Source organism: Rhodococcus sp. 27YEA6, assembly GCF_044908235.1.
Lineage (GTDB): Bacteria > Actinomycetota > Actinomycetes > Mycobacteriales > Mycobacteriaceae > Rhodococcus_F > Rhodococcus_F qingshengii.
In genome coordinates this window covers 315,067-338,899 of the sequence record NZ_JBIYCY010000001.1, presented here as the reverse complement: position 1 = coordinate 338,899, position 23,833 = coordinate 315,067, and the positions used below count along the sequence as shown (strand labels likewise).

23 protein-coding genes are annotated in these 23,833 nt (G+C 61.2%); 5 read left to right on the top strand and 18 right to left on the bottom strand.

The window, feature by feature from the left end; genetic code table 11:
• Positions 1–33: 33 nt before the first annotated feature.
• The 7 genes from ABH939_RS01695 to ABH939_RS01665 form a co-directional block, all read right to left on the bottom strand.
• Positions 34–951: a diacylglycerol kinase gene (locus ABH939_RS01695; RefSeq protein ID WP_007731349.1), complete on the bottom strand. Its 918-nt coding sequence runs from the start codon at positions 949–951 to the stop codon at positions 34–36.
• Positions 948–2,528, bottom strand: coding sequence for an FAD-binding oxidoreductase (locus ABH939_RS01690; RefSeq protein ID WP_042452763.1), 1,581 nt, complete (start codon positions 2,526–2,528; stop codon positions 948–950). Before ABH939_RS01690 ends, ABH939_RS01695 begins: the two co-directional genes overlap by 4 nt.
• 92 nt (positions 2,529–2,620) lie before the next feature.
• On the bottom strand, positions 2,621–3,160 hold the full coding sequence (locus ABH939_RS01685) for a DinB family protein (RefSeq protein WP_030535159.1): 540 nt from the start codon (positions 3,158–3,160) through the stop codon (positions 2,621–2,623).
• Positions 3,161–3,314: 154 nt separating this feature from the next.
• Positions 3,315–5,243, bottom strand: coding sequence for a molecular chaperone HtpG (gene htpG / locus ABH939_RS01680; RefSeq protein ID WP_020909088.1), 1,929 nt, complete (start codon positions 5,241–5,243; stop codon positions 3,315–3,317).
• 130 nt (positions 5,244–5,373) lie between these two features.
• A complete protein-coding gene (locus ABH939_RS01675; protein ID WP_204855397.1) occupies positions 5,374–6,507 on the bottom strand; it encodes an acyl-CoA dehydrogenase family protein in 1,134 nt (377 codons plus the stop codon).
• A 9-nt stretch (positions 6,508–6,516) separates the two neighbouring features.
• Entirely contained in the window at positions 6,517–7,689 is a 1,173-nt protein-coding gene (locus tag ABH939_RS01670; RefSeq protein ID WP_404649232.1) for an acyl-CoA dehydrogenase family protein, read from the bottom strand.
• Positions 7,690–7,717: 28 nt separating this feature from the next.
• Positions 7,718–8,179 carry a MaoC family dehydratase gene (locus tag ABH939_RS01665; protein ID WP_042925055.1) on the bottom strand — a complete coding sequence of 154 codons (462 nt, stop codon included), beginning with the start codon at positions 8,177–8,179 and terminating at the stop codon, positions 7,718–7,720.
• A 93-nt stretch (positions 8,180–8,272) separates the two neighbouring features.
• On the opposite strand from ABH939_RS01665, the gene ABH939_RS01660 reads away from it, so the two are divergent.
• On the top strand, positions 8,273–8,911 hold the full coding sequence (locus ABH939_RS01660; RefSeq protein ID WP_042925028.1) for a TetR/AcrR family transcriptional regulator: 639 nt from the start codon (positions 8,273–8,275) through the stop codon (positions 8,909–8,911).
• A 21-nt stretch (positions 8,912–8,932) separates the two neighbouring features.
• On the opposite strand, the gene ABH939_RS01655 is transcribed toward ABH939_RS01660, so the two are convergent.
• Both ABH939_RS01655 and ABH939_RS01650 read right to left on the bottom strand, forming a co-directional pair.
• Positions 8,933–9,379 (bottom strand): MarR family winged helix-turn-helix transcriptional regulator, encoded by a 447-nt coding sequence (locus ABH939_RS01655; RefSeq protein WP_042925031.1) that lies wholly within the window; start codon positions 9,377–9,379, stop codon positions 8,933–8,935.
• 62 nt (positions 9,380–9,441) lie between these two features.
• Positions 9,442–9,795: an EVE domain-containing protein gene (locus ABH939_RS01650; protein WP_404649230.1), complete on the bottom strand. Its 354-nt coding sequence runs from the start codon at positions 9,793–9,795 to the stop codon at positions 9,442–9,444.
• Between the two features lie 145 nt (positions 9,796–9,940).
• On the opposite strand from ABH939_RS01650, the gene ABH939_RS01645 reads away from it, so the two are divergent.
• Positions 9,941–10,618 carry a TetR family transcriptional regulator gene (locus tag ABH939_RS01645; protein ID WP_404649229.1) on the top strand — a complete coding sequence of 226 codons (678 nt, stop codon included), beginning with the start codon at positions 9,941–9,943 and terminating at the stop codon, positions 10,616–10,618.
• On the top strand, positions 10,615–11,535 hold the full coding sequence (locus ABH939_RS01640) for a TIGR01777 family oxidoreductase (protein ID WP_404649228.1): 921 nt from the start codon (positions 10,615–10,617) through the stop codon (positions 11,533–11,535). Before ABH939_RS01645 ends, ABH939_RS01640 begins: the two co-directional genes overlap by 4 nt.
• On the opposite strand, the gene ABH939_RS01635 is transcribed toward ABH939_RS01640, so the two are convergent.
• From ABH939_RS01635 to prpD, 6 genes are all read right to left on the bottom strand, one after another.
• The gene (locus ABH939_RS01635; protein ID WP_214924391.1) at positions 11,532–12,008 is read right to left on the bottom strand and encodes a MerR family transcriptional regulator; all 477 of its coding nucleotides are present in this window, start codon (positions 12,006–12,008) and stop codon (positions 11,532–11,534) included. The genes ABH939_RS01640 and ABH939_RS01635 overlap by 4 nt on opposite strands.
• Positions 12,009–12,018: 10 nt before the next feature.
• Entirely contained in the window at positions 12,019–12,879 is an 861-nt protein-coding gene (locus tag ABH939_RS01630; protein WP_042925046.1) for an SDR family NAD(P)-dependent oxidoreductase, read from the bottom strand.
• 60 nt (positions 12,880–12,939) lie between these two features.
• On the bottom strand, positions 12,940–13,722 hold the full coding sequence (locus ABH939_RS01625; RefSeq protein WP_404649227.1) for an enoyl-CoA hydratase: 783 nt from the start codon (positions 13,720–13,722) through the stop codon (positions 12,940–12,942).
• A gap of 189 nt (positions 13,723–13,911) precedes the next feature.
• Positions 13,912–15,033 (bottom strand): bifunctional 2-methylcitrate synthase/citrate synthase, encoded by a 1,122-nt coding sequence (locus ABH939_RS01620; RefSeq protein WP_047269777.1) that lies wholly within the window; start codon positions 15,031–15,033, stop codon positions 13,912–13,914.
• Positions 15,030–15,947 (bottom strand): methylisocitrate lyase, encoded by a 918-nt coding sequence (gene prpB / locus ABH939_RS01615; RefSeq protein WP_404649225.1) that lies wholly within the window; start codon positions 15,945–15,947, stop codon positions 15,030–15,032. Before prpB ends, ABH939_RS01620 begins: the two co-directional genes overlap by 4 nt.
• Positions 15,947–17,449: a 2-methylcitrate dehydratase PrpD gene (gene prpD / locus ABH939_RS01610; protein WP_404649224.1), complete on the bottom strand. Its 1,503-nt coding sequence runs from the start codon at positions 17,447–17,449 to the stop codon at positions 15,947–15,949. Before prpD ends, prpB begins: the two co-directional genes overlap by 1 nt.
• 167 nt (positions 17,450–17,616) lie before the next feature.
• On the opposite strand from prpD, the gene ABH939_RS01605 reads away from it, so the two are divergent.
• Together ABH939_RS01605 and ABH939_RS01600 are read left to right on the top strand one after the other, a co-directional pair.
• Positions 17,617–19,038: a short-chain fatty acyl-CoA regulator family protein gene (locus ABH939_RS01605; RefSeq protein WP_404649223.1), complete on the top strand. Its 1,422-nt coding sequence runs from the start codon at positions 17,617–17,619 to the stop codon at positions 19,036–19,038.
• A 67-nt stretch (positions 19,039–19,105) separates the two neighbouring features.
• Entirely contained in the window at positions 19,106–20,101 is a 996-nt protein-coding gene (locus ABH939_RS01600; protein ID WP_404649222.1) for an endonuclease/exonuclease/phosphatase family protein, read from the top strand.
• A gap of 70 nt (positions 20,102–20,171) precedes the next feature.
• Here the strand turns inward: ABH939_RS01600 and ABH939_RS01595 are convergent, their stop codons facing one another.
• The 3 genes from ABH939_RS01595 to ABH939_RS01585 form a co-directional block, all read right to left on the bottom strand.
• On the bottom strand, positions 20,172–21,410 hold the full coding sequence (locus ABH939_RS01595; protein WP_404649221.1) for a DUF222 domain-containing protein: 1,239 nt from the start codon (positions 21,408–21,410) through the stop codon (positions 20,172–20,174).
• A gap of 114 nt (positions 21,411–21,524) precedes the next feature.
• Positions 21,525–23,432, bottom strand: a complete 1,908-nt coding sequence (locus ABH939_RS01590) for an alkyl/aryl-sulfatase (protein WP_404649220.1) — start codon at positions 23,430–23,432, stop codon at positions 21,525–21,527.
• A gap of 63 nt (positions 23,433–23,495) precedes the next feature.
• The gene (locus ABH939_RS01585) at positions 23,496–23,822 is read right to left on the bottom strand and encodes an SHOCT domain-containing protein (protein ID WP_003939954.1); all 327 of its coding nucleotides are present in this window, start codon (positions 23,820–23,822) and stop codon (positions 23,496–23,498) included.
• Between the last annotated feature and the right edge of the window lie 11 nt (positions 23,823–23,833).

The following is a 23,833-nucleotide window of genomic DNA, read 5'->3' as shown; positions in this document are numbered from 1 at the left end:
CACCACCGCTACCTAGTGCCCGGCAGAACCGACTCAGATCCGAGTGTGCGTCAAGATGTTGAGCGCCGTGGGAACTGCCTCGATCGTGATGGGCAACGGCCCCACCCGATCACCGTCCGCGTAGGCGATGATGCCCTCGGAGACCAACCGCACCTTCTTCGACCGATACGTCTGCACCGCATCCAAGGAGACGTGAGTTCCCTTGTACACCCGCGGAAACAGGCGCACCAGACGCAACCTCGAACCGTGCCCGACGACGGTCAGATCCAGCAACCCATCAGACTTCGACGCGCCCGGAGTGATGAGCATGCCGCCACCGTACGAGCGGCCGTTGCCGACAGCCACGAGCGTCGCGTCCACCGTGATGACCTCGTCGTCGAGTTCGATCCGGTACGGCAGCGGCTTCATCTTCGCCAACTCGGCGAGCATCGCCAAGTTGTAGCGCATCGGTCCCTTGGGCCACGACATCCGATTGGCCCGTTCACTGACCAGCGAATCGAATCCGCTCGCGATGATCGTTCCCGACCAGACGACGGAACCGTCGGCCAGCGTGATCTTCGCCAGGTCGGACTGCTGCACGACGCCGTCGGCGATCACATCGGCGGCTGCCTCGGGATCGCCTGTGGGAATGCCGAACTCACGGGCGTGATCGTTACCGGTGCCCGCCGGGATGAGCCCGATAGGAGTATCGGTCAACGCGGCAGCCTGCAATCCGATGCTGATGGCACCGTCACCGCCGACCACCACCAGCGCGTCGGTACCCTCCTCGATCGCACGACGGGCCAATTTCTTGGCGTCGTCGGCGTCGGTTCCGATGATCTCGGTGACGGCAACTCCCCGAGCGCGCAGTCGCGCAACACCTTTGCGTCCTGCCGCAGGCGCGTGACCATGTCCCGCCATCGGATTGATCAGGACGGTAACCTTCTCGATCTGACTGCGGGTTTCGGTCACGGAATCAGCTTTCCAGGATTGAGGATGCCGGCAGGGTCCACTGCATTCTTCACTGCGCGAAGGATGTTCGCGCCCAGTTCACCGATCTCGTCCTTCATCCATGGGCGGTGATCGGCGCCGACAGCGTGGTGATGGGTGATCGTGCCACCGGCGGCGATGATCGCATCGCCAGCGGCAGTTTTCGCCTTGTGCCACTGAGCGATCGGATCCTCGGTCTGCGCGCTGACGACGGTGAAGTACAGCGAAGCACCGGTCTTGTAGGTGTGCGAAATGTGGCACATCACGAGCGGCTGAGTCCCCTGCTCGACGAGAGCCTTGGTCAGCGCCTCGGTGACCGAGGAGCGCAGGTTCGCGAGGTTACCCCAGGTGGTTGCCGTCTCGAGGGTTTCGCACAGTGCGCCGACGTCGAGCAGAGCGTCACGCAGATACGGCGCATCGAATCGCCCGTGTTCCCAGCTGTTTCCGGGCTCCTCACCGAGCGACGTGCCGCCGTGAGCGGTGAGAATTGCGCGGGCCTCCGCCATCCGTTCAGCGGTGTGCGAAGCGGTGCCCTCGTAGGTAGTGATGCCGAGGCAACCACCGGTGAAGGCGTTCTCGCCGATCTTGTCGGTGGTCGCCAAATTCACGCCACTCTCGGCCTCGTCGGACAACCGCAGCACGGTCGGAGCCGATCCTTCCTGGACAAGCTCACGCAATGCAGCTGCGCCGGTGGCGAAGTCGGGGAAGCTCCACCCTTCGCGCACGGTGGTCTCGGGCAGACGGTGAACCCGCACACGCACGTGCGTGATGACGCCGAAGGTGCCCTCGGAGCCGACAAAGAGCTCACCCAGATCGGGGCCTGCAGCGGATGCCGGCGCACGCCCGGTCTCGATCACTCCACTCGGGGTGACAACGGTGAGGCCCTGAACCATGTCCTCGAAGCGCCCGTATCCAGCCGACGCCTGCCCCGAAGACCGGGTGGCGGCAAACCCGCCCAGAGTGGCGAACAGGAAGCTCTGCGGGAAGTGCCCGACCGAGAAACCGTGCTCACGCAGAAGCTCCTCGGCCCGTGGGCCGGTAGTTCCGCCGCCGAACGTCGCAATGCCCGATTCCTCGTCCAACCCGACAAGCTGATCGAACCTGCGCAGATCGAGAGAAAGAACTGCGTCGAACCCGTCACGAATGGGATCGAGCCCGCCGACGACGCTGGTGCCACCACCGAACGGGACCACTGCGATCCGGTTGGCAGAGCAGTATCGGAGAACCTGCTCGACCTCTGCGTCTGTCCCTGGAGTGACGACTGCGTCCGGTGCGTCCTGCGGCTCGACGCTACGACGGCGAAGCAGATCCGGGGTGCTCTTGCCACCGGCCCGAAGGATTCGATCGGAATCCTTGGTACTGACGTACTCGGCCCCGACCAGCCCGGACAGCGCTTCGACATGCGACTGGGCCATAGCGGACGGAGCCACCTGGACGTCTTCGATGGCGAGACGCGATCGAGTCGGTGCGGAGACACCGAGAAATCCGGTCAACAATGATGTGACTGCGTCCGACAGTTCACGCTTCTTGGCCGGATCGCCCCAGGCGTCCCACTGCATCGGCGGTTGCAAGGCAGACTTTTCGGTGCTCATAGACACTAGTGTTACATATTTGTGTGATGTGTAAACATCTCGGTGGATCAATCCATCCATCAACCCATCGTCTTGGAACCGTCGATGGCTTCGCGAAGCATGTCCGCGTGGCCCGCATGCTGGGCCGTCTCGGCGATGATGTGCAGCAATGCGCGCCGCGCTGACCAGCGAGCTCCCGCTTCGAACCACGGCGCCGACGGCAGTGGATGCGAGATGTCGAGGCTGTCCAGCGAGGCCACCAACTCGTCGGTCCTGGCCGCGATCCCCTCGTACTCGGAAACGATGCCTGCCAAGGTTTCACCCTCGACCATGGCGAATTCGTTCGCCCGTTCCTGTTGCATCTCTTCCGACCACTGGGTCGGGTCGAAGTCCCCACCAAGTCCGGCCGGCCCTTCCAGAATGAAGTCGACCCATCCCTTTTCCGCCTGACCCACATGCTTGATCAATCCGCCGAGGCACAGTTCACTCACGGTCGGCCTCGAAGCGGCCTGCTCGTCGGTGAGGTCCTTGACGGTGAAGAGAAGGAATTCACGATGCCGACGCAGGCTCTGGAGGAGATCCGCGCGCTCGCCGGTGACGGTGGTGATCGGTGCATTCATGATGTTTTCCTTCGCTCGTGGGTTCGTGCCCTGTGAGAACTACGTTAGAAGTTATTGCGGACAGAAACGGTCCTCATTAGAAAACGATCAAGAAAAAACTCCCGGCACCCACCGATGAAGGTGAGTGCCGGGAGTTCGAGCGAGCTAGACGAGATCAGACTGTGCGAGCCAAACGATCGGCCAGCAGGCGCGTGAAGTGCGCCGGATCGCTCAGTTCACCGCCCTCGGCAAGCAACGCCATGCCGTAGAGCAACTGAGCCGTCTCCGTCAGGTTCTCTGCATTGTCATTGGCGGCCTGCGCCTCCCGCAGACCCGAGACAAGCGGATGCTCCGGGTTGAGCTCGAGAATGCGCTTGCTGTGTGGAACAGGCTGACCCGAAGCCTTGTACATCTTCTCGAGCGTCGGAGACATGCTGAACGCGTCGCCGACGATGCAGGCAGCCGACGTGGTCAGGCGCGTCGAGAGACGCGTTTCCTTGATGTCGTCGGACAGGGTTTCGGTCAGCCACGTCAGCAGCTCGCCGAATTCCTTCTCCTTCTCTTCGCGCTCGGCCTCGGCCGCCTTCTTCTCGTCCTCGGTGTCGAGGTCGACCTCGCCCTTGGCGATCGACTGGAAGGTCTTGCCGTCGAAGTCCGAGACAGCGTCGACCCACATCTCGTCCACCGGGTCGGTGAGAACCAGAACCTCGAGGCCCTTGGCCTTGAAAGCCTCCATGTGCGGAGAGCTTTCGATCAGGTGACGAGATTCGCCCGTCATGAAGTAGATCTGTTCCTGACCGTCCTTCATGCGCTCCACGTACTCGGCGAGAGTGGTCACGCCCTCTTCGCTGTTGGTCGAGGCAAACGACGAGATGTCGAGCAGCGTCTTGCGGTTGTCGGCATCGGCCATCAGGCCTTCCTTGAGCGCGCGTCCGAACTCGGTCCAGAAGGTCGAGTACTTCTCGGGCTCGTTCGCCTTCATGTCCTTGATGGTCGAGAGGACCTTCTTGGTCAGACGACGACGGATGGCAGCGATCTGCCGGTCCTGCTGCAGAATTTCACGAGAGACGTTGAGCGAGAGGTCTTGTGCGTCGACGACACCCTTGACGAAACGCAGGTAATCGGGCACCAACTCTTCACAGTCGTCCATGATGAAGACGCGCTTGACGTAGAGGTGGATGCCGGCCTTGCGCTCACGCATGAAGAGATCGAACGGCGCCGTCGACGGAATGAACAGCAGCGCTTGGTATTCGAAAGTACCTTCGGCCTTCATCGGGATGACCTCGAGAGGCTCGTCCCAGGCGTGGCTGACGTGCTTGTAGAACTCCTTGTACTCGTCCTCGGACACCTCGTCCTTGGAACGAGTCCACAGAGCCTTCATCGAGTTGATCGTCTCGGTCTCGATGGTGACCTCGGGCTCCTCGCCCTCGGCCGGCGTCGACGTACGAGCGACATCCATGCGGATAGGCCACGCGATGAAGTCGGAGTACTTCTTGACCAGTTCCTTGATCTTCCATTCCGACGTGTAGTCGTGCAGGCCGTTCTCGGAATCCTCGGGCATCAGGTGCAGGGTCACGGAGCTACCCTGAGGCGCCTCGTTCACATGCTCGAGCGTGTACGTGCCTTCGCCGGTCGATTCCCAGCGCGTCGCGTGATCTTCACCGGCGCGGCGGGTCAGCAGCGTGACCTTGTCCGCGACCATGAACGTGGAGTAGAAGCCGATGCCGAACTGACCGATCAGTTCTTCGGATGCCGCTGCATCCTTGGCTTCCTTGAGCTTGCGACGGACCTCGGCGGTGCCGGACTTGGCGAGCGTGCCGATCAGGTCGACGACCTCGTCACGCGACATGCCGATGCCGTTGTCGCGGATGGTCAGGGTGCGTGCTGCCTTGTCGATGTCGATCTCGATATGCAGATCGGAGACGTCGACGTTGAGGTCTTTGTCCTGGTAAGACTCGAGGCGGAGCTTGTCCAGCGCGTCCGAAGCGTTGGAGATCAACTCACGAAGGAAGCTGTCCTTGTTCGTATAGATTGAATGAACCATCAGATCCAGCAGCTGACGTGTTTCTGCTTGGAACTCGAGCTGCTCGGTATGCGCGGTCACTTCGATCCCTTTCTCTTCTCGGACTGATCACAGGAATTTTACTTGACCGCGAATACCGCGGGTCGGCCCCCGCACAGACAAGGGAGGCCACGCGACCTGCGCGTGACCTCCCGTTATCTTCACCACCGATCTACTCGGTGACGTTCACCATCGAATAGTTCGAGACGCCGGCGGCCAGCACCCTGAGGTGATCGTCAGATGCGCCCAAAGTGTGTTCGATGGCCACCAGCCGCGAGACGTAGTGCCCGACCGGATACTCGGCTGTCATACCGATACCACCGTGCATCTGAATTGCTTCCTGACCGATCTGATGCGCGGCGCGACCGACAGACAGCTTCGCTCGCGACGCGATGGTCGGATCGATCACTCCGTCGGCGATGGCCATGGTGGCGTACAGACTCATGCTGCTCGCCAGTTCGAGCGCCACGTACATGTCGGCCGCACGATGAGTCAGCGTCTGGAACTTCGCGAGCGGAACACCGAACTGCTTGCGCTGCTTCAGGTATTCCGTCGTCAGTCGCAGAGCTTCGGTCATGATCCCGATCGACTCGGCGCACAGAGCTGCCTGCGCCCGAACCTCTGCTTCGACGATCGCGGCCGTGACATCGCCGCCCTCACCAAGTGGTTCGGCCGCGGCATCGGTGAACGTGAACTGCGCACCGCGACGGCCGTCGTGGGTGGCGTACGTGCTCCGTGTGACACCTGGGCCCTCCGCATCCACCAGGAAGAGCCCGGGGCCGCCGCCTGGAAGTGTGGCGCTGACGATCACGACGTGCGCGCTGTCGCCCTGCAGAACTGGGTTCTTGACGCCGGTGATCGTCCACCCCGATCCCTCCTGCGATGCATTGGTCGTGACAGTGGCGACCGGCCAGCGCGTGCCGGGTTCCGTATGCGCGAAGGCCGACAGAGTGGTCCCGTCGCTGAGCGCCGGCAGGAGCCGCGCCCGCTGATCTGCCGAACCAACAGCCGCGATCAAACCGCCGGGGATCAGAACACCACCCAGATACGGCTCGGGTGCAAGCGCGCGGCCCAGTTCGGTCATCACGACCATGGTCTCGACCGGCCCAGCGCCCATCCCGCCGTCGGCCTCCGCGAATGGCAGGCCGAGCAGCCCGAGCTCGGCGAACTGCTTCCACACCGAGGCATTCCATCCCTCGTCAGTGGCCGAGGTGGCGTTACGCTTCTCCGCGTCGTAGCTGCGGTTGAGCAATTCGCGCGTCGTGTCGCGAAGCATCGTCTGCTCGTCATCGAGTTCGAAATTCATGTCAGATGCTCACAATCCGAGAATCGAGGAGGCAATGATGGAGCGCTGCACCTCACTTGATCCGCTGTAGATGGAAACCTTCCGGTAGTTCAGGTAGCGCGGCGCCGCTTGCTGCGCCCACTCCGGCGAGTCGATCTCGACCGTATTCACCGGCAACGAGTCCGGACCCGCAACATCCATCAGCAATTCCGTTGCTGCCTGCTGCAATTCGGAGCCGCGGAGCTTGAGCAGCGAGGACGCCGGGTTCGGCTTGCCGTCTGCCGAACTCGCCACAACTCGCAGTTGAGTCAGATCCAGTGCAAGCAGTTCGTTTTCCAACTCAGCCAACCGAGCCGCGAACAACGGATCCTCGAGGAGTGTGCCTTTTCCGACGCGGACCTCCCGCGCCTTCTCTTTTGCCGTGGCGACAAGGGTTTTGGAGAACCCGACCCGTGTGACCCCCGTGCGTTCGTTGCCGAGCAGGAACTTGGCGTAGTCCCAGCCCTTGTTCTCCTCGCCGACAAGATTCTCCGCAGGTACGCGGACGTTGTCGAAGAACACCTCGTTGACCTCGACGCTGCCGTCGATCAGTTTGATGGGGCGAACCGTGATGCCGGGAGTTGCCAGATCGATGAGCAAGAACGAAATTCCGGCCTGCCGCTTCTGGGCACTGGCATCTGTGCGAACCAGACAGAAGATCCACTCGGCGTGCTGAGCGAGAGTAGTCCACGTCTTCTGACCGTTGACGATGTAATCCGCGCCGTCACGGACAGCGGCCGTCTTGAGTGAAGCGAGATCCGAACCGGCTTCTGGTTCCGAAAAACCCTGGCACCACCAGATATCGGCGTTGGCCGTAGCGGGGAGAAATTTCTCCTTCTGCTCCTGCGAACCGAAGGCAGCGATAACGGGCCCAACCATGCTCACGTTGAACGGCAACGGGTTGGGTACCGACGCCAACTGCATTTCCTCGGAATAGATGTGGCGCTGAACCGGAGTCCAGTCCTTGCCACCCCATTCGACCGGCCAGTGTGGAACCGCCAACCCGTGTGCGTTCAGAATCTGTTGACCCGCAACGATGTCCTCACGAGTCAGCTTTCCGAATCCGGCTGCACGTGCTCGAAGTTCGGGCGAGAATTCGGTGGTGAAGAACTTTCGCATCTCCTCGCGGAACGCAACTTCCTCAGTGGTCAGTTCGAGATTCATGTGGAGTCTGCTTTCTTCTTGCAGGATTTCAGAACAAGATTCGCGCGACGGTCTGCGCAACGACGGCAGGTTTGCCCACGCCTTCGATCTCGACGGTGTTGGTGATCTGACTCTGTAGTGAACCGTTCGGCAACTCTTCAATCGCGGAGAGCACTGCAGTGTTTCGAACCTTGGCTCCGACCGGCACCGGACTCGGGAATCGAACCTTGTCGGACCCGTAGTTGACGACCATCTTCGCCCCATCGATGCGGTACACGGACTTCGACAGAAGCGGCAGGAGCGAGAGAGTCAGATACCCGTGGGCAATCGGACCGCCGAAAGGTGATTCACGCTTTGCCCTTTCGTCGTCGACGTGAATCCACTGATGGTCACCGGTCGCGTCGGCAAATTGATGGACCATCTCGCGGGTGACCTCGACCCACTCGCTCGAGCCCAGCGTTTCACCGACCGCCCCCAGGAGATCGGCCTTGTTCTCGAACACCCGCGTCATCTGATCCTCCACGTTCCCGAACACTGTTAGGTTAATTGGATAATAAACTCACGGTGTAAGGTTGTCCAGTACTTTCACACGAAAGGGTGTGCGATGGCGCGACCGCGGATTCCACTACTGAGCAAGCCGATCATCAGGGACACCGCCCTGAAATTGGTCGACGAGCACGGTTTGACCGACTTCTCGATGCGCAAACTCGCCACCGTTCTCGGCGTGCAAGCACCATCGCTGTACAGCCATTACGCCAACAAGGACGAGCTACTCGACGACGTCGCGAACGTCATCATGGAGTCCGTCGACGTGAGCGGCTTCGACTCTGACGATTGGCGCGGTGCGCTTCGCACGTGGGCGCGGTCCTACCACGCTGCCCTGGGCAAGCATCCCAATATCGTTCCCTACTTGGCCTACGGTCCGAGCGTCAGGCCCATCGCCCTTGACCGCGCCAACGCCATCCACGGCGGGCTGGTGCGCGCCGGATGGCCGCAGCGCACGGCAACGCTGATCGGCGCTTCCGTCAAGTACGTGGTCATGGGCGCTGCGACAGCGACGTTCTCTGGCGGATTCGTGGACGATCCGGCGATCTACGCCGAGCGTTACCCGCACCTCACGCGAGCACATCTGTTGCGCGAGCGTGCTACGGAAATCGATGGTGCCAGTTTCGAACTCGCGCTGGAATCCCTATTGGACGGGCTGGAAGCCAAATATGCACTGCTGCAGACCACTTCAGAGTAATCCCCTGAAAACTGTAGGTCGCTACTTTCGGTCAAGCACGCCGAGCATCGCAACAAAGGCCGCCTGACGATCCCCGAGAGCGGCAAAGAATTCCCGATCCGATGCTTCGACCGCACGATTTGCCTTGCCTGCCAGGGCCGCACCCGCCTGGGTCACCACCACCGAGCGTGCCCGAGCGTCCGTCGGGTGTGGACGTCGTTCGACCAATTTCTTGGATTCGAGGGTCCGAATCACCTGTGACGTCATCATCGCGTCGGTGCGCGCATACTCGGCAAGATCGCGTTGAGTTATCGGCGTCTCTGCATCCAGCCAGGTCAGTGCTGCGAGCAGAACGAACTGCACGTGAGTCAGGTCGAAAGGCCGCAGCGCCGCGCGAATCGAGGCCTGCCACGCGTTGGTGACACGCCACAACATCAGACCCGGACTGTCGCCAGCATCCTCGAAGTCGGTTTCCAGTTTCTTCACCACAGCGTCAGTGTGTCAGCTCGTTGTCGAGCGCAGAATCTCGACGTCGTTGCCATCCAACGGAATCAAGCCTCGGCGGAGCTGATACCCCCAGTCGGTGTCGAGGTCAATGCCAATCGACTCCGTACGTCGCCGAGAGGAACGGGCGTGAACGGCTCGTATCGCACTCGACGCCGAAACGGCTTGAAGCACCCCTCGTCCGCCTGCCAGATCTCACCCTCTTCGATCACACCGAGGGCTGTGAACTCGCGCAACGGATCTCGATCACCAATGGACTCGACCGGCGAATAGTAGACAAGCACATCGCCCGCCTTCATCCGCGCCAATCCGGACCTCTTCCCGTGCCCGATCTGCGCGATCCCAAGATCCACTGCGCGACGCACATGTTCGGCAGAGACAACCCCTAACCAGGCGTTCATCGCCGACCACCAGGCGAACCGAGCGCAAGTTCAATCATGATTTTAGTATGCGCGCTTATTATATTCCTCGCAACAGATCGACTCTTGAACGTGTTCAACTTCAAGGCGTACGCTGAACTTGAACACGTTCAAAGGAAGGGAGCCCATGAGCAGTCGCGGGATCGAAACCAGGGAAAAGCTGGTGGCAACAGCTTTGCGGCTCTTCCGCGACGAAGGCTTCGCAGCGACGACCATGCGCAAGATCGCGACCGAAGCGGAGATCTCCCTCGGGAATGCCTACTACTACTTCGCCAGCAAGGACGAACTGGTTCACGAGCTGTATCTCGTCATCCAACGTGATCACCGAGAGCGTGCGCTTCCACTCCTGCGGCAGGGTGCCTCACTCGCGGAAAATCTCGCGATCGTTCTGCACACCGGACTCGATGTCATGGGGCCATATCACGGGTTCGGTGGCGCGTTTCTGCACGTTGCCCTACCAACCGCATCGCCGTCCAGCCCGTTCTCGGCCGAGTCGAGCGATGCGAGATCGATGGCCGTCGAATTGATGCGCGAAGCACTGGCGGCGTCGAAGCAGAAGACGCCGGCGTCCTTGGAGACCCAGCTCCCAACACTCTTGTGGCTTAGCTATCTGGGCGTGACGCTGCACTGGGTCACCGACTCGTCTCCGGGGCAAACTCGTACCCGATCCCTCGTCGACGGCCTGGTACCGATCATCGCCAAAGCGCTCACACTCGCCCAGCTGCCAGTGGCACGAGGTCTGGTCGGCGATGTCGCCGCCCTGATGACAAAAGTCGTTTCTGCAGAGGGGAACACAAAACCATGAAGACCGTTGTTGTCTGTGGTGCGTCGGGTTACGTAGGCCAACACCTTCTTCGAACGCTCGAATCCAACGGGGTCGACGTTCGGACGATCGGCCGGGGAGGAACGAGCGATGCCACGTGGTCCGACGAGCACGGCGTCGCCGATGTACTCAGCGGCACGGATCTGCTCGTCAACCTCGCCGGCCGCTCCGTGAGCTGCCGCTACAACAAGTGCAATGCCGACGACATCTTCTCCTCCCGAGTGGAAACGACTGCACTGTTGGGTCGTGCGCTGACCCGCACGCCGCAGCCACCCTCACTCTGGGCGAATGCCAGTACCGGCACGATCTACCGAGACGCACGAGATCGACCGATGGACGAGAAGAACGGAGAGCTGGGTAAGGGATTCTCCGTAGCGGTCGCGCGAGCGTGGGAACACGAATTGTTCTCAGCCCCGACGCCTGTTCGCAAAGTGGCACTTCGGATGTCGATCGTCCTCGGAGCCGGCGGTGGGGCGATCAATCCGTTCGTCAACCTCGCCCGAATGGGCTTCGGCGGACGAATGGGCGACGGCCGACAGATGTTCAGCTGGATTCACATCGCCGACGTCATTCGCGCGATCATCCACGTCTACGAGAATCCGGAGATCTCAGGCCCGGTCAATATCGCATCCCCGTATCCCGTAACCAACACCGACATGATGCGGATGGTACGAGCGAAACTTGGCCGACAATATGGGTTTCCGACGCCGGGCTGGATGCTCGAGTTCGGCGCACGAATCATCCGCACCGAGGCTGAACTGGTAACGAAGAGTCGCTGGGTTTCACCAGGGGTGCTCGCGGACAGCGGCTTCCAGTATCAATTTCCGACGTTGGAGTCTGCGCTGAACCAGATCGCTCAAGAGATCCCGCGAGGGTTGCTTCCGGTTTCACTCGGCTAAATATCCTGCTCTCCGGTCCGCCCGCCGTACGTCGCAATCTTGTACTCCGTCGCAGCCAAAGACAACGTGAGCTCCTTGATCTGCCGACGAACGGTGTCCCGGTGTTCGAGCAGCATGTCGAGCCTCTCCGGAACTGTCCCTTCACCGGCGTCGACCAGTTCGACGTAGTGCTGCAGGTCGCGAATCGCCATACCCGAGATGCGCATGCGGGTCAGAAACACCAGCCTGCGAACAGATTCCGGACCGTACACACGATGTCCGCTCGAGTCACGATCGACCTCGACCAGACCGATCTTCTCGTAGTAGCGCAGCGTATGTGCCGAGACATCCAGCAGGTCCGAGACTTCGGCGATCGACATCGGCTCCTGAACGTCCCCTGCATCGACGAGTCGGTGAATCACCTCGATCGACATTGGCCCGTCCACTTCCCCAAGTGCCTCGAGTGCCTTACGCATCAAGTCTTCCGTAGCCATGACTCTCAGCCTAGAACGGGCGGACGGGTCCGGCAGCATCCGCGAAGTCTGCACTGCGAGCCAGGTCGGCCCAGACGCATACCTCGGCGAGATTCTTCCGATACGACGCGGAGACACGCTCCACGGCTTCCTTTCCGAGTGGCAGACGAAGTGGCACATTCTCGCTGTGCACAAGCGAGGTGATGATCTCTGCTGCTTTCTCCGGATCACCCTCCTGAACACCGTCTGCGGCCGCCATGTCCCGCAGAACGGGATCCAGCAAATCACGGTATTCCGATGATGATTCGGCGAAGCTCAGAACGCCAGGCGTGTTGAATGCTGTACGGAATCGGCTGGGCTCGACGATCATCACCCGAACGCCGAACTGCGCGACCTCACCGGCGAGAGCCTCCGACCAACCCTCGAGAGCGAACTTCGACGCCGAGTACGCCCCGACACCGGGAAACGACATACGGCCGCCTTGACTGCTCATCTGCACGATCGTCCCGCTGCCCTGCACTCGCATCGACGGGAGGACGGCGCGCACCAACGCGGCGGGTCCGATCAGGTGCAGTTCCATGAGATCCCGCAAGGTCGAATCGTCCACCATCTCCGCCGCGCCGACCATCCCACGACCGGCATTGTTGACCAGCACGTCGATGCGACCGAAGCGCTCGAGCGCATATTCGACGACGCCCGGAGCCGCTGCGGTGTCTCTGACGTCGAACGTCACCGCCGAGAACCGATCCGGATTCGCCGACGCAATATCTGCAACGGACTCGGGACGACGAACTGCAGCGACTACCGCGTCCCCCGATCGAAGTGCAGACAGTGCGAGTTCACGGCCGAAACCCTGAGAAACTCCGGTGATGATCCAGGTCTTTGTTGTCATGGTCGGCAACGCTAGGGGTTAGAGCGCGCTCCAACGCAAGCCTGTGGTTCTACCGCCGAACTACACGCCGGCCCACACCGGTCGTTCCCCGCGAAGGAAACCGTCGACGCCGGCTTTGAAGTCGTCACTGCTGTAGATCATGCTCATCAGATCATCGTTGTCGGCAATCACTCGGGTTCTGATGCGTCGCAGGGACTCCCGAATAGTCCAGACGGTCATCGGGGCGGCGGCAAGTAGATCGCGAGATACCTGGGCAGTCAGGGGCGCGAACTCGGACTCTGTTGCACAGTCGCTGAGGAAGCCGCTCCGCAGAGCCTCGCCACTCGACATCACCCCAGCCCGAGCGATCAACGACATCAGACGCGAACTGCCGATCCTGTCCGCCAGCAACGCCACGGAATGGATCGACAACGAGTTTCCGAGTGTGCGCGCGATCGGTAGGCAGAAGCGTGACCCCTGCGTCGCGATCCGCACATCGCACGCTGCCGACAGCAACAGCCCTGCTCCCGCGCACACACCGTCGATGACCGCGAGGGTGGGAACCCTCACTTTCTCGAGTTCGGTCAGTACGCCGACGAACCGGCTTTCGTAGTCGAGCCCGTCCTGAAAGCTCGAGAAGGTTTGAAAGTGGCCAATGTCGGAGCCCGCCGAGAACGCCTCTCCCCCAGCACCTCGGAGAGTGAGTAACCGAATCTCGCGGTCGGAGTCGGCGCGCCGGCAGGCTCCGGCAATGGCGTCGTACATCTGCGGGGTCAATGCGTTGCGCTTTTCCGGCCGGTTGAACACGACGTCGAGGGTCTCGCCACGACGGATGATCAAGATTTCTTCGTGCGTTTCAGTCATGACACTCACGTTATTTCCGGTAGAGAAGAGTCGAAACACATTGCACTTGAATATCTTTGCGAATTCTCGATGCAAAGTTGCAGATAGTGCGAACGGAGAAGCGTCGACGAGGCCAGGAGACGGTGATGCCAGAACCGAACCTCGCCGACGCAGTATCAAAGGGGCGTCATGCCACGACAGCAAAAAGTGTCATGCCACGACAGTGCGCTGCGGCACGCCCGAATACTGGCTCAGCGGCCTGATCAGTGCATTCGACTGCCCCTGCTCGATGATGTGCGCCGTCCATCCGGTGATGCGGCTCATCACGAAGATCGGCGTGAACATCTCGACGTCGAAGCCCATGAGGAAATATGCAGGGCCCGTGGGGAAATCGAGATTTGGCTTGATTCCGGTGGCACTGACCATGGTCTTCTCGAGGATCTCGTACATCTGCACCCACTTCTCGCCGTCGGTCGCTGCCGCGACGTCGAGGAGGGCCTGCTTCATGGTCGGAACACGCGAATCACCGTTCTTGTAGACGCGGTGCCCGAAGCCCATGACCTTCTCCTTGGCAGCCAACTTCTCCGACATCCAGGCTTCGGCGCGGTCGGGGTCGTCGATCTCGAGCATGTCGTGCATGACAGCTTCGTTTGCACCGCCGTGCAACGGGCCCTTGAGCGTGCCGATAGCAGCGGTCACTGCGCTGTAGATATCCGAAAGTGTGGACGTCACAACACGAGCGGCGAACGTCGAGGCGTTGAAGGAGTGCTCTGCGTACAGGATCAGCGAGACCTCGAAGGCCTTCACGATCGCCGACTCCGGAACAGCACCGAAGCACATGTTCAAGAAGTTTTCGGCGAAACCCAGGTCCGACTGCGGCGCGATGGGATCCTGACCGCGCCGGCGGCGGAAATCGGCTGCGACGATGGTCGGCAGCACAGCCGTCATCCGCAGCGCCTTGGCCAGATTGGCCTTCTCCGAGTTGTCGTCCTCCGCCGGATCCTCGGCGCCGAGGTAGCTGATCGCCGTGCGGACAACATCCATGGGGTGGCAGTTGTCCGGCATCTTGGTCAGGAGTGAGAGCAGTGAGCGGTCGGCACGACGGGCCGCACGCTCACGCAGGCAGAGTAATTCGAGCTGCTCGGGAGTCGGCAGTTCGCCGTACCAGAGCAGGTGCGCAACTTCTTCGAAGCTGCAGTTCGCGGCAAGGTCCTGCACTGCGTAACCGCGATACGTCAACGAATTCGTCTCGGGCACTACCTTGGAGATAGCCGTCGTATCGACGACAACTCCGGCCAAGCCCTTGTAGATCGTCGGAATCTGTTCGGTCATGTCCTACTCCCCTCCAAGCTGAAATTGAAAATGCCACTGTCGAATTCGTTGTAGCGCTCGTACTCGAGAATCTCGTACAACCTGCTGCGATGCTGCATTTCGCCGAGCAGTCCTTCTTGCGTGCCCTCCGCAAAAATCTCGCGCAGACCCTTTTCGATAGCGAACATCGCCAGCCGAAGGGTGGTCACGGGGTAGATGACGGCGTTGAAACCGATCTCTTCCAATGTCTTCGCCGAAATGAGGTTCGACTTCCCGAACTCGGTCATGTTGGCGAGGAGCGGAGTGTCGACTGCTGCGCGGAACTTCTCGAAGTCTGCTTCGGTGGCAAGAGCTTCGGTGAAGATCAAATCAGCACCGGCATCCGCGTAGGCCTTTGCTCGCTCGATCGCCGCGTCGATACCGTCGATTCCGGCAGCATCGGTGCGCGCGCAGATGACGAAGTTCGGATCACGGCGCGCCGACACTGCAGCACGAACACGGCGAACCATGTCTTCGGTGGGCACAATCGCTTTGCCGTCGAGGTGCCCGCAGCGCTTCGGGTTGATCTGGTCCTCGAGATGCAGACCGGCTATGCCGTCGTCCTCGAAGATCGTGACCGTGCGGGCCGCGCTCATGGGTTCACCGAATCCGGTGTCGGCGTCGATGAGCGTCGGGAGGTCCGTGACGCGCGCGATCTGCTTGCTGTGGCCGGCGACCTCGGTCAAGGTGGTCAGTCCGATGTCGGGAAGCGCCAATCCGGCGGAGTACGCACCACCTGAAACGTAGACACCCTCGAACCCGATTTCCTGAATCAGTCTGGCTGTCAGCGGATTGATCGCACCCGGGAGTCGTTGAATCTTTCCGGACGTCAGCCCCGCCCGGAAGGCAATCCGCTTGTCGGCTGCAGACGTCGCTGCTGCGATGAGGCCCGACATCAGAAAAGTCCCTTGGCGACCTTGGGAGCCCGAGCGAGAACGTCTTCGGAAACGGTGAAGGTCAGCTGATCGAGTTCGCCTGCCTTCAATTCGGCGGTGCGCTGAGCCGCATCGAGGAAGCGGTCCTGTTCGCTCGGCTCGATGACGCCCTCGGCGAGGGTGCGGAATTTCGCGACGTACTGATCGCGAGCGAACGGACGTGCGCCGAGCGGGTGCGCATCGGCCACCGCAAGCTCGTCGACGATGACTTCGCCGCTCTTCAAGGTGATCTCGGCGCGAGCACCGAAAGCCTTCTCGTCCGGATCCGTCGAGTGGTAACGGCGTGTCCATTCGGGATCTTCGCGCGTGGAGATCTTGTTCCACAGCTCGATCGTGTCCGCGCGCTGTGCACGCTCGGACGCGTAGGAATGTTCGTGGTGCCACGTACCGTCCTGTAGCGCAACGGCAAAGATGTACATCACCGAGTGGTCGAGGGTTTCACGCGAGGCGGTCGGGTCGAACTTCTGCGGATCGCCGGAACCGGTGCCGATGACGACGTGGGTGTGGTGACTGGTATGCAGGACGATCGACGCGATCTGGTCGAGATCACCGACACGAGAACGCATTCGGCGAGCGAGGTCGATCGGCGCCTGGCTCTGGTACTCCGCGGAGTGTTCTTTGGTGTACGAGTCGAGGATGGCGCGCTTCGCCTCACCCGAACCGGGCAGCGGAACGTGGTACTCCTTGTCCGGGCCACCGAGTAGCCAGGCGATGACGCCGTCTTCGCCTTCCCAGATCGGTGACGGTGCGCCCTCACCGCGCATCGCGCGGTCGACCGCCTCTACGGCAACCTTGCCTGCCAGCGCAGGCGCGTACGCCTTCCAACTGGAGATCTCGCCCTTGCGGGACTGACGTGTCGCCGTCGTGAGGTGCAGCGCCTGGCCGATTGCCTGGTAGACCGTCTCGGTGTCCAGGCCCAGCAAAGTTCCGATACCTGCCGCAGCCGAGGGGCCGAGGTGTGCGACGTGGTCGATCTTGTGCTCGTGCAGGCAGATAGCCCGAACCAGGTCGATCTGGATCTCGTAGCCGGTCGCCAGACCACGAATCAGGTCTCGACCGTCACGGCTGGTGTGCTGAGCGACGGCGAGGATCGGCGGGATGTTGTCTCCGGGGTGCGAGTACTCGGCGGCGAGGAACGTGTCGTGGAAATCGAGTTCACGAACCGCGACACCGTTGGCCCAGGCGGCCCATTCAGGCGAGAACGTACCGGGGATACCGAACACGGTGGAGCCCGGCGTATACGGATGCGACTGTGCTTGCGCCCGCGCATTCACCACGGGACGGCGCACCAGGGAAGCTGCGGCAACTGCCGCGTTGTCGATGATCCGGTTGACGATCATGTCGGATGTGGCGTCGGTGACGTCGACGGAATCCGTCGCAACTTCCGCGATCTTCCACGCGAGGTGGTCTTCCTTGGGGAACTCTTCGGCAGAGCGGTGAGTGCGTACGAGATGCGTCTTCATCGGTCCTCTTCTCACGTTCTTCGGTATCTATTTGCACGCTACGCAGCTCATTCACCTCGGGATAGGCCCTCGCAATTGCCTATTTGTGCAATGACAATGCTGCAATGTTGCGAATGTTGCGAATAGCTTCTCGGTAGGGTGAACGCGATCGGCACCGAGGAGATTCGATGAAGAAGATGTACGCGGGAGCGCGGCTGCGACGGCTGCGGGAGGAACGAAACCTGTCACAGTCCGCACTGGCGAAGGCACTCGAACTCTCCCCCAGCTATGTCAATCAACTGGAGAACGATCAACGACCGCTGACGGTGCCCGTCCTTCTCAAGCTCAACGCCGAGTTCGATCTCGACGTGCAATTCTTCGCCTCCGATTCCGACGCACGCCTGGTTGCGGACGTTCATCACGCCTTGGCCGAAACTTCGGAATCTGGAGACGTATCTCTGGCCGAGGTGGACGAATTGGTGGCCCGCATGCCGGCGGTCGGACGCACCCTCGTGATGTTGCACCGCCGCCTTCACGCCGCGACAGAGCAGTTGGACCAGTTCTCGACGCAGTTGTCCGGCGAACCAGCGTCCGATGTGTCACTCGTACCGATGCCCTACGAGGAAGTTCGGGACTTCTTCTACGACCGAAAGAATCACATCACCGTTCTGGACGACGCTGCCGAGCAGATGTTTCTGGACAACGGATTGTCCGTGGGCGCAGTGGATTTGCAACTGGCACGACTACTTCGCGATCAGCACGGCGTCACCGTGACGATCCGTACCGACGAACCCGACAAGCTCGGCCCCAAGCGTTACTACGATCCGAACAAGTCGGTCCTCACACTCGCCCGTCGTCTGTCGGCAGGACAACGCGCGTTCCAGATCGCAATGCAGTTGGCCTTCTTCACGCAGGCCGACGTAATCGATTCCCTTGTCGCCGAGGATGAATCATTGAGCGCCGAGTCCGCAGCGCTGGCTCGCGTCGGACTCGCACACTACTTTGCCGGCGCACTACTACTCCCGTACACCCAATTCCTGCAATCCGCTGAGGCCTTGCGGTACGACATCGACCTGCTCAGCCTCAAGTTCGAGGTCGGCTTCGAGACAGTCTGCCACCGGTTGTCCACTCTCCAACGACACGGCCAACGCGGCATCCCTTTCTTCTTCGTCCGAACCGATCGCGCCGGAAACATCTCGAAGCGTCAGTCTGCTACCGCCTTTCACTTCTCCAGAGTCGGAGGCAGCTGCCCGCTGTGGGTCATCCACGAGGCATTCGCGAGCCCAGGTCGCATCCTCACTCAGGTCGCGAAGATGCCCGACGGCCGGACATACCTCTGGGTGGCGCGCACTACCCACAGCGGCGGACTCGGGTACCTCGCACCCGAGCGCAACTTCGCCGTCGGACTCGGTTGCGACATCGGCTACGCCGATCGCATGGTCTACTCACACGGAATTCAGACGGACGACCCCGCGACCATCGTGCCGATCGGCGCGGGGTGCAAAGTCTGTGACAGGCCAGCGTGCTCTCAACGCGCCTTCCCCCAACTCGGCCGCTCGATCTCCGTCAGTGAGAACAGCAGCAGCCACCTTCCGTATCCGCAACAATAGGGCGCAAACAATAGGGCGCACCGACTCCACCTGCAGTTTCCCGGAGCTATGACGCTCTTCTGCTTCCATGGACGTCATGCAACCCGATGCCGTGACCCCTCGTCGACTGGTTCTTCGCCGCCTTTCGGCCGTGGCCGGTGTGGCCGGCATCGTGACTGGTTTGGTTGCCTTGATCGCAACTCAGTTGGACGTCGATCACAACATCGTGATCGTTCTGGCGTCAGTGGCGCCCTTGTTGATGATTGCTCCGCTGATCGGTGCCGTCGTCTCGGGTATCGGGCGTCAGTGGATCGTGTGCGCCGCCTCGATCCTCGTCCTTGGGTTGTTCGGATGGTCTGTGAGCCCGCTGTACATCGGCGGAACTGGGGAGTCGACGTCTGCGAACGGTCCATCGATTCGAATCATGCAGGCCAACTTGATGGTCGGTGCAGCGGATCCGGAGTCGCTTGTGGCGATGGTCCGCGAACGCGAGGTCGACGTGGTGACGGTCCAGGAGTTGACGTACCAGGAAGCCGACGCGCTCGAAGCCGCCGGGCTTGACGAGGTTCTGAGCCACCAATTCCTCGTCCCGTACACCGACGGTGGTGGCGGGGCAGGAATCTACAGTCGCTTTCCACTCTCCAATCCGCGTAGCCTCGACGGATTCTCACCCGAAACGCTGTCCGCAGAACTGAATGTCGGCTTGGCGCAGCCAGTCACATTGTTCGCCGTGCATCCGGCACCGGCGTACATCTCACCGGCCTCGGTGTGGGCGGACGAGCAGCGAAGGCTCGGGTCTTACATGGACAAAGTCGCCGGGCGGGACAACGTGATAGTGAGCGGCGACTTCAACGCGTCGTACTCGAACAAACAGTTCCGGAATCTTCTCACGAACGGATACACCAGCGCCGCCGACCAATTGGGTTCCGGCCTGATCCCGACCTATCCGACCGACAAGCGGTATCCGGCGGTGGTCGGTATCGACCACATCATCACGAAAGGCGCCGTGGCGACATCCTTGGAACGGATCGAGATCAAGGGATCCGATCACCACGGCCTGATTGCCGACATCACGTTGTCTTGAGTAAATACTGGATTGAGCAAGCACCAGGGCATGGTTGTGCCCCGGTGCTCACGTCTTCAGTTGTCGCGATTCACGCCGCGGTGGGCGGACTGTTCCCGCCGATCGGCTGCTGATACGGATCAACCGACATCGGTGGATAGAACACCGATTTCCGATCCGGTCCGATCTCCACCCGCCACTCGGTGTGATGCAGCGTCCGATGATGATGACCGCACAACAGAATCAGATTATCGAGATCCGTTGGGCCACCATCGTTCCAGTGAACAATATGATGGGCATCGCACCACCCCGACGGAGTCCCACATCCCGGAAACGCACACCCACCATCCCGAACCGCAAGAGCCCGCCGCTGCGGCACCGTCGCCGTTCTCGCTTCCTTACCGCAGTCGAGCGGAACACCACTCTCATCCAACAAAATCCGCGTGACCGTGCAATCGCACGCCAACATCCGGGCAGTGTCGATACTGATCGGGCCCACCCAATCCGCCCACGCGAAACCCAGTTCTTCGGTAGACGGCAACAAATCCTTGAGCGCCTGCATATCCGTCAGGTCTTTCGCGCTGGCCGTGACCGTGACGTGCGGTTTCACCCCGCCCTCGATCGGACCCAACCCCGCCCGCTCGTACCGCCGCAGTAGTTCGCAGAACCCGTCCGCCCGTCGTAGCGCCGGCGTACGGATGTCTTTGACGCCGTCCTTCTCCGGCGTCGGCGCCGACAGGCTCGACAACAACGTGATCAGACGCGCCCCGTTCACAGCATCCAGATCACCCTTCACCGTCACGCGCCCGTACAAGCCTTTCGAGGCGTAGAACTCGTTACGCTCCGAATCCTCACCGACCGGAACGCCGTCCTCACGCTTGCCGTACTGCTTCTCGATCCGCCGGATCGCCGCCCGCACCGCATCACAATCCGCGATGTTCTTCGACGCCAGGCCAAGCAAGATCCCGCGGGCCTTGTCCACATCCGCCAGGGTCATGTTCTTGGGCGGATGCTGACAAAACGACGCAACCTGCCGGGCTTTCAACGCATCCACGTCACCGCGATGAAACGCATCGCCCACCACGGGTTCGAGCATCAACAACCGCGCCAACCCGACCAGCAGACTGCACTCACCGATCTCCAAATTCGTCGAACCATGCAACCACAGCGCGATCGCCCGAAAACCCTTCCCGCCAAGAACCTCACGGGAAAACATCTCCACGATCAACAACACCAACCGCGACTGCAACTCGTGCCGGACACGCACCAGATCGAGAACCTCACTCTTGAGGTCCTCGCCATCCAGCTGCCACGCTCCCCGACTATCCATGCCGAAAGTTTAATCGAACATACTTTCGAGAACCAGAGACAAAACGGACAACTTCAAAAAGGTGCGCGACTCGAGACCTGTTGAATTACAGGCTCGTTCACGACTGATACAGCGCTAGGTCGGAGTGACTATCGCAAAGTTCGGATCCGGCTCGTCGAGGTATCCGGCAAGTTCTGCGAGCTTCGCCGGGTCGCCGGAAACCGAGATGGTTCCATTCGCAATCTCGGCACCCAAGTCCACACCACCGAGCAGCACACCGAGTAAGTCGCGCCGACTCAAACTGAACATCGCATCCACAGACCCAGCATCTGCAGACCCACCTTTCACGTCGAAATGGATCAGAACTCCGTTGCTGAGTTCCGTTCGGTGAACGATGTTTTCGTCAGTGATGTTCCAATCGACGACGATGTGCGAGCCCGCTGCGCGCACTCCATCCACGCGCAGCGATACTGCATCGAAGACTTGACTTACCGACAGCGCTGCGGTGATGTCGGGCGCCGCGGCAACCGTGGGCGTCCCCACTGAGCCGTTGCGCAGTTCGTATGCACCGGTGAGGTAGAAGTTCCGCCAGGTGCCGTTCTCGGCGCCGTACCCGAGTTGCTCGAAGGTATCGGCCTGCAGATTCTTGGCCTCGACGTTGTCCGGTTCAGCGAAGACCACGTAGTTCACCACCTGCGCAACCCAGCGAAAGTCGCCGCGCTCGTACGATTCCCGAGCTTTCCGTAACAATTCTGCTGATCCGCCCATGAACTCCACGTGACGCTTGGCCGATTCGACGGGTGGATGCTCCCACAGATGCGCAGGGTTACCGTCGAACCAACCCATGTATCGCTGGTAGATGGCTTTGACGTTGTGACTGACGGAACCGTAGTACCCGTGCGTGTGCCACGCTTGCGCCAATGCAGGTGGCAGCTCGATCGATTCGGCGATCTCGAGACCGGTCCACCCCTGATTGATTCGACGAAGTGTCTGATCGTGAAGGTACCCGTAGAGGTCGCGCTGCAATGACAGGAACTCGGTGAGCCGTTCGGTCCCCCACGTCGGCCAGTGGTGGGACGCAAATAGAACGTCGGATCGTGAGGCGTAACGATTGATCGATTCCGTCAGGTACGCAGACCAGACGTGAGGATCTCGTACCAGGGCACCGCGAAGCGTGAGCAGGTTGTGGAGAGTATGAGTTGCGTTCTCCGCCATACACAGTGCGCGCAAATCCGGGAAGTAGAAGTTCATCTCGGACGGGGCCTCGGTTCCGGGCGTCATCTGGAATTCGATCCGAACGCCGTCGATCGTCTCCGTGTGACCTGTCTTCGAGATCGACACCGTCGGCGAAATGAGCGTCGGTGTGCCGGTTGAGGTGGTCTGCCCCAACCCGGCTCCGACGCTACCTCGGGGACCTCGGGGTAAGGCCGCTCCGTACATGTAGGCCGCACGTCGAGCCATTGCCGTTCCCGCATAGACGTTTTCCTCGACCGCGTGCTCCACGAGCCCGGTGGGTGCGACGATCACGCATCGCCCGGCGGCGACGTCGTCGTCGGTGGTCACACCTTTGACCCCGCCGAAGTGGTCGATGTGCGAATGTGTGTAGATCACCGCGACTACTGGTCGATCACCACGGTGTTCCCGGTACAACGCGAGCCCGGCAGCAGCGGTTTCCCGGGAGATCAGTGGATCGATGACGATGATTCCGGTATCTCCCTCGATCAACGTCATGTTCGACAGATCAAGTCCGCGAATCTGATAGATCGAATCCGTCACCGCAAAGAGTCCCTGCTTGGCGACCAACTTCGACTGACGCCACAAGCTCGGATTGACCGTTGGCGGGCAGTCCTCGTCAAGGAAGGCGTAGGAATCGTTGTTCCACAGGACTTTCCCGTCCGAATCGGCAACCAGCCCCGGATCGAGCGCGGCGACGAAACCCCGCTTCGCCTCGGTGAAGTCGGCGTCGTCGGAGAACGGTAGAGTCTCGGCGACTCGGGCGTTCGCGGCTTCGATTGCGGCCGATGCCGCACGTGGGTCGATCATAAGTCAGCCTTTCACGCCGAATTGCGGCAATGCGCATTGCCGCAATTGAAGAGAACAGCAGGGCTAGCTCAGCAACTGCGCCTTTGCCGCCGCGAACTCGGCATCGGTCAACACGCCGGACTGATGAAGCTGTCCCAACTCCTGCAGCTTGGAGACCAGATCGTCCGCGCCTGAAGGGGGAACGGACTGCACGGGGGCGACCTGCTGCTGCGGCGGCGGCTGTTGCTGCTGGTACTCCTGCTGATATTCCTGCTGCTGCTCGCTGGCCTTTCGTTGACTCCGTCGATCCATGGCGTTGGACGTCGCCTTTGCGGTTCCAGCCACTACCGCCGTGCGCGCCACCGTGCCGAGCAACCCCGGCCGCCCTCTGCGTCCACCTCGAAAAACCATGCCGAACTCCT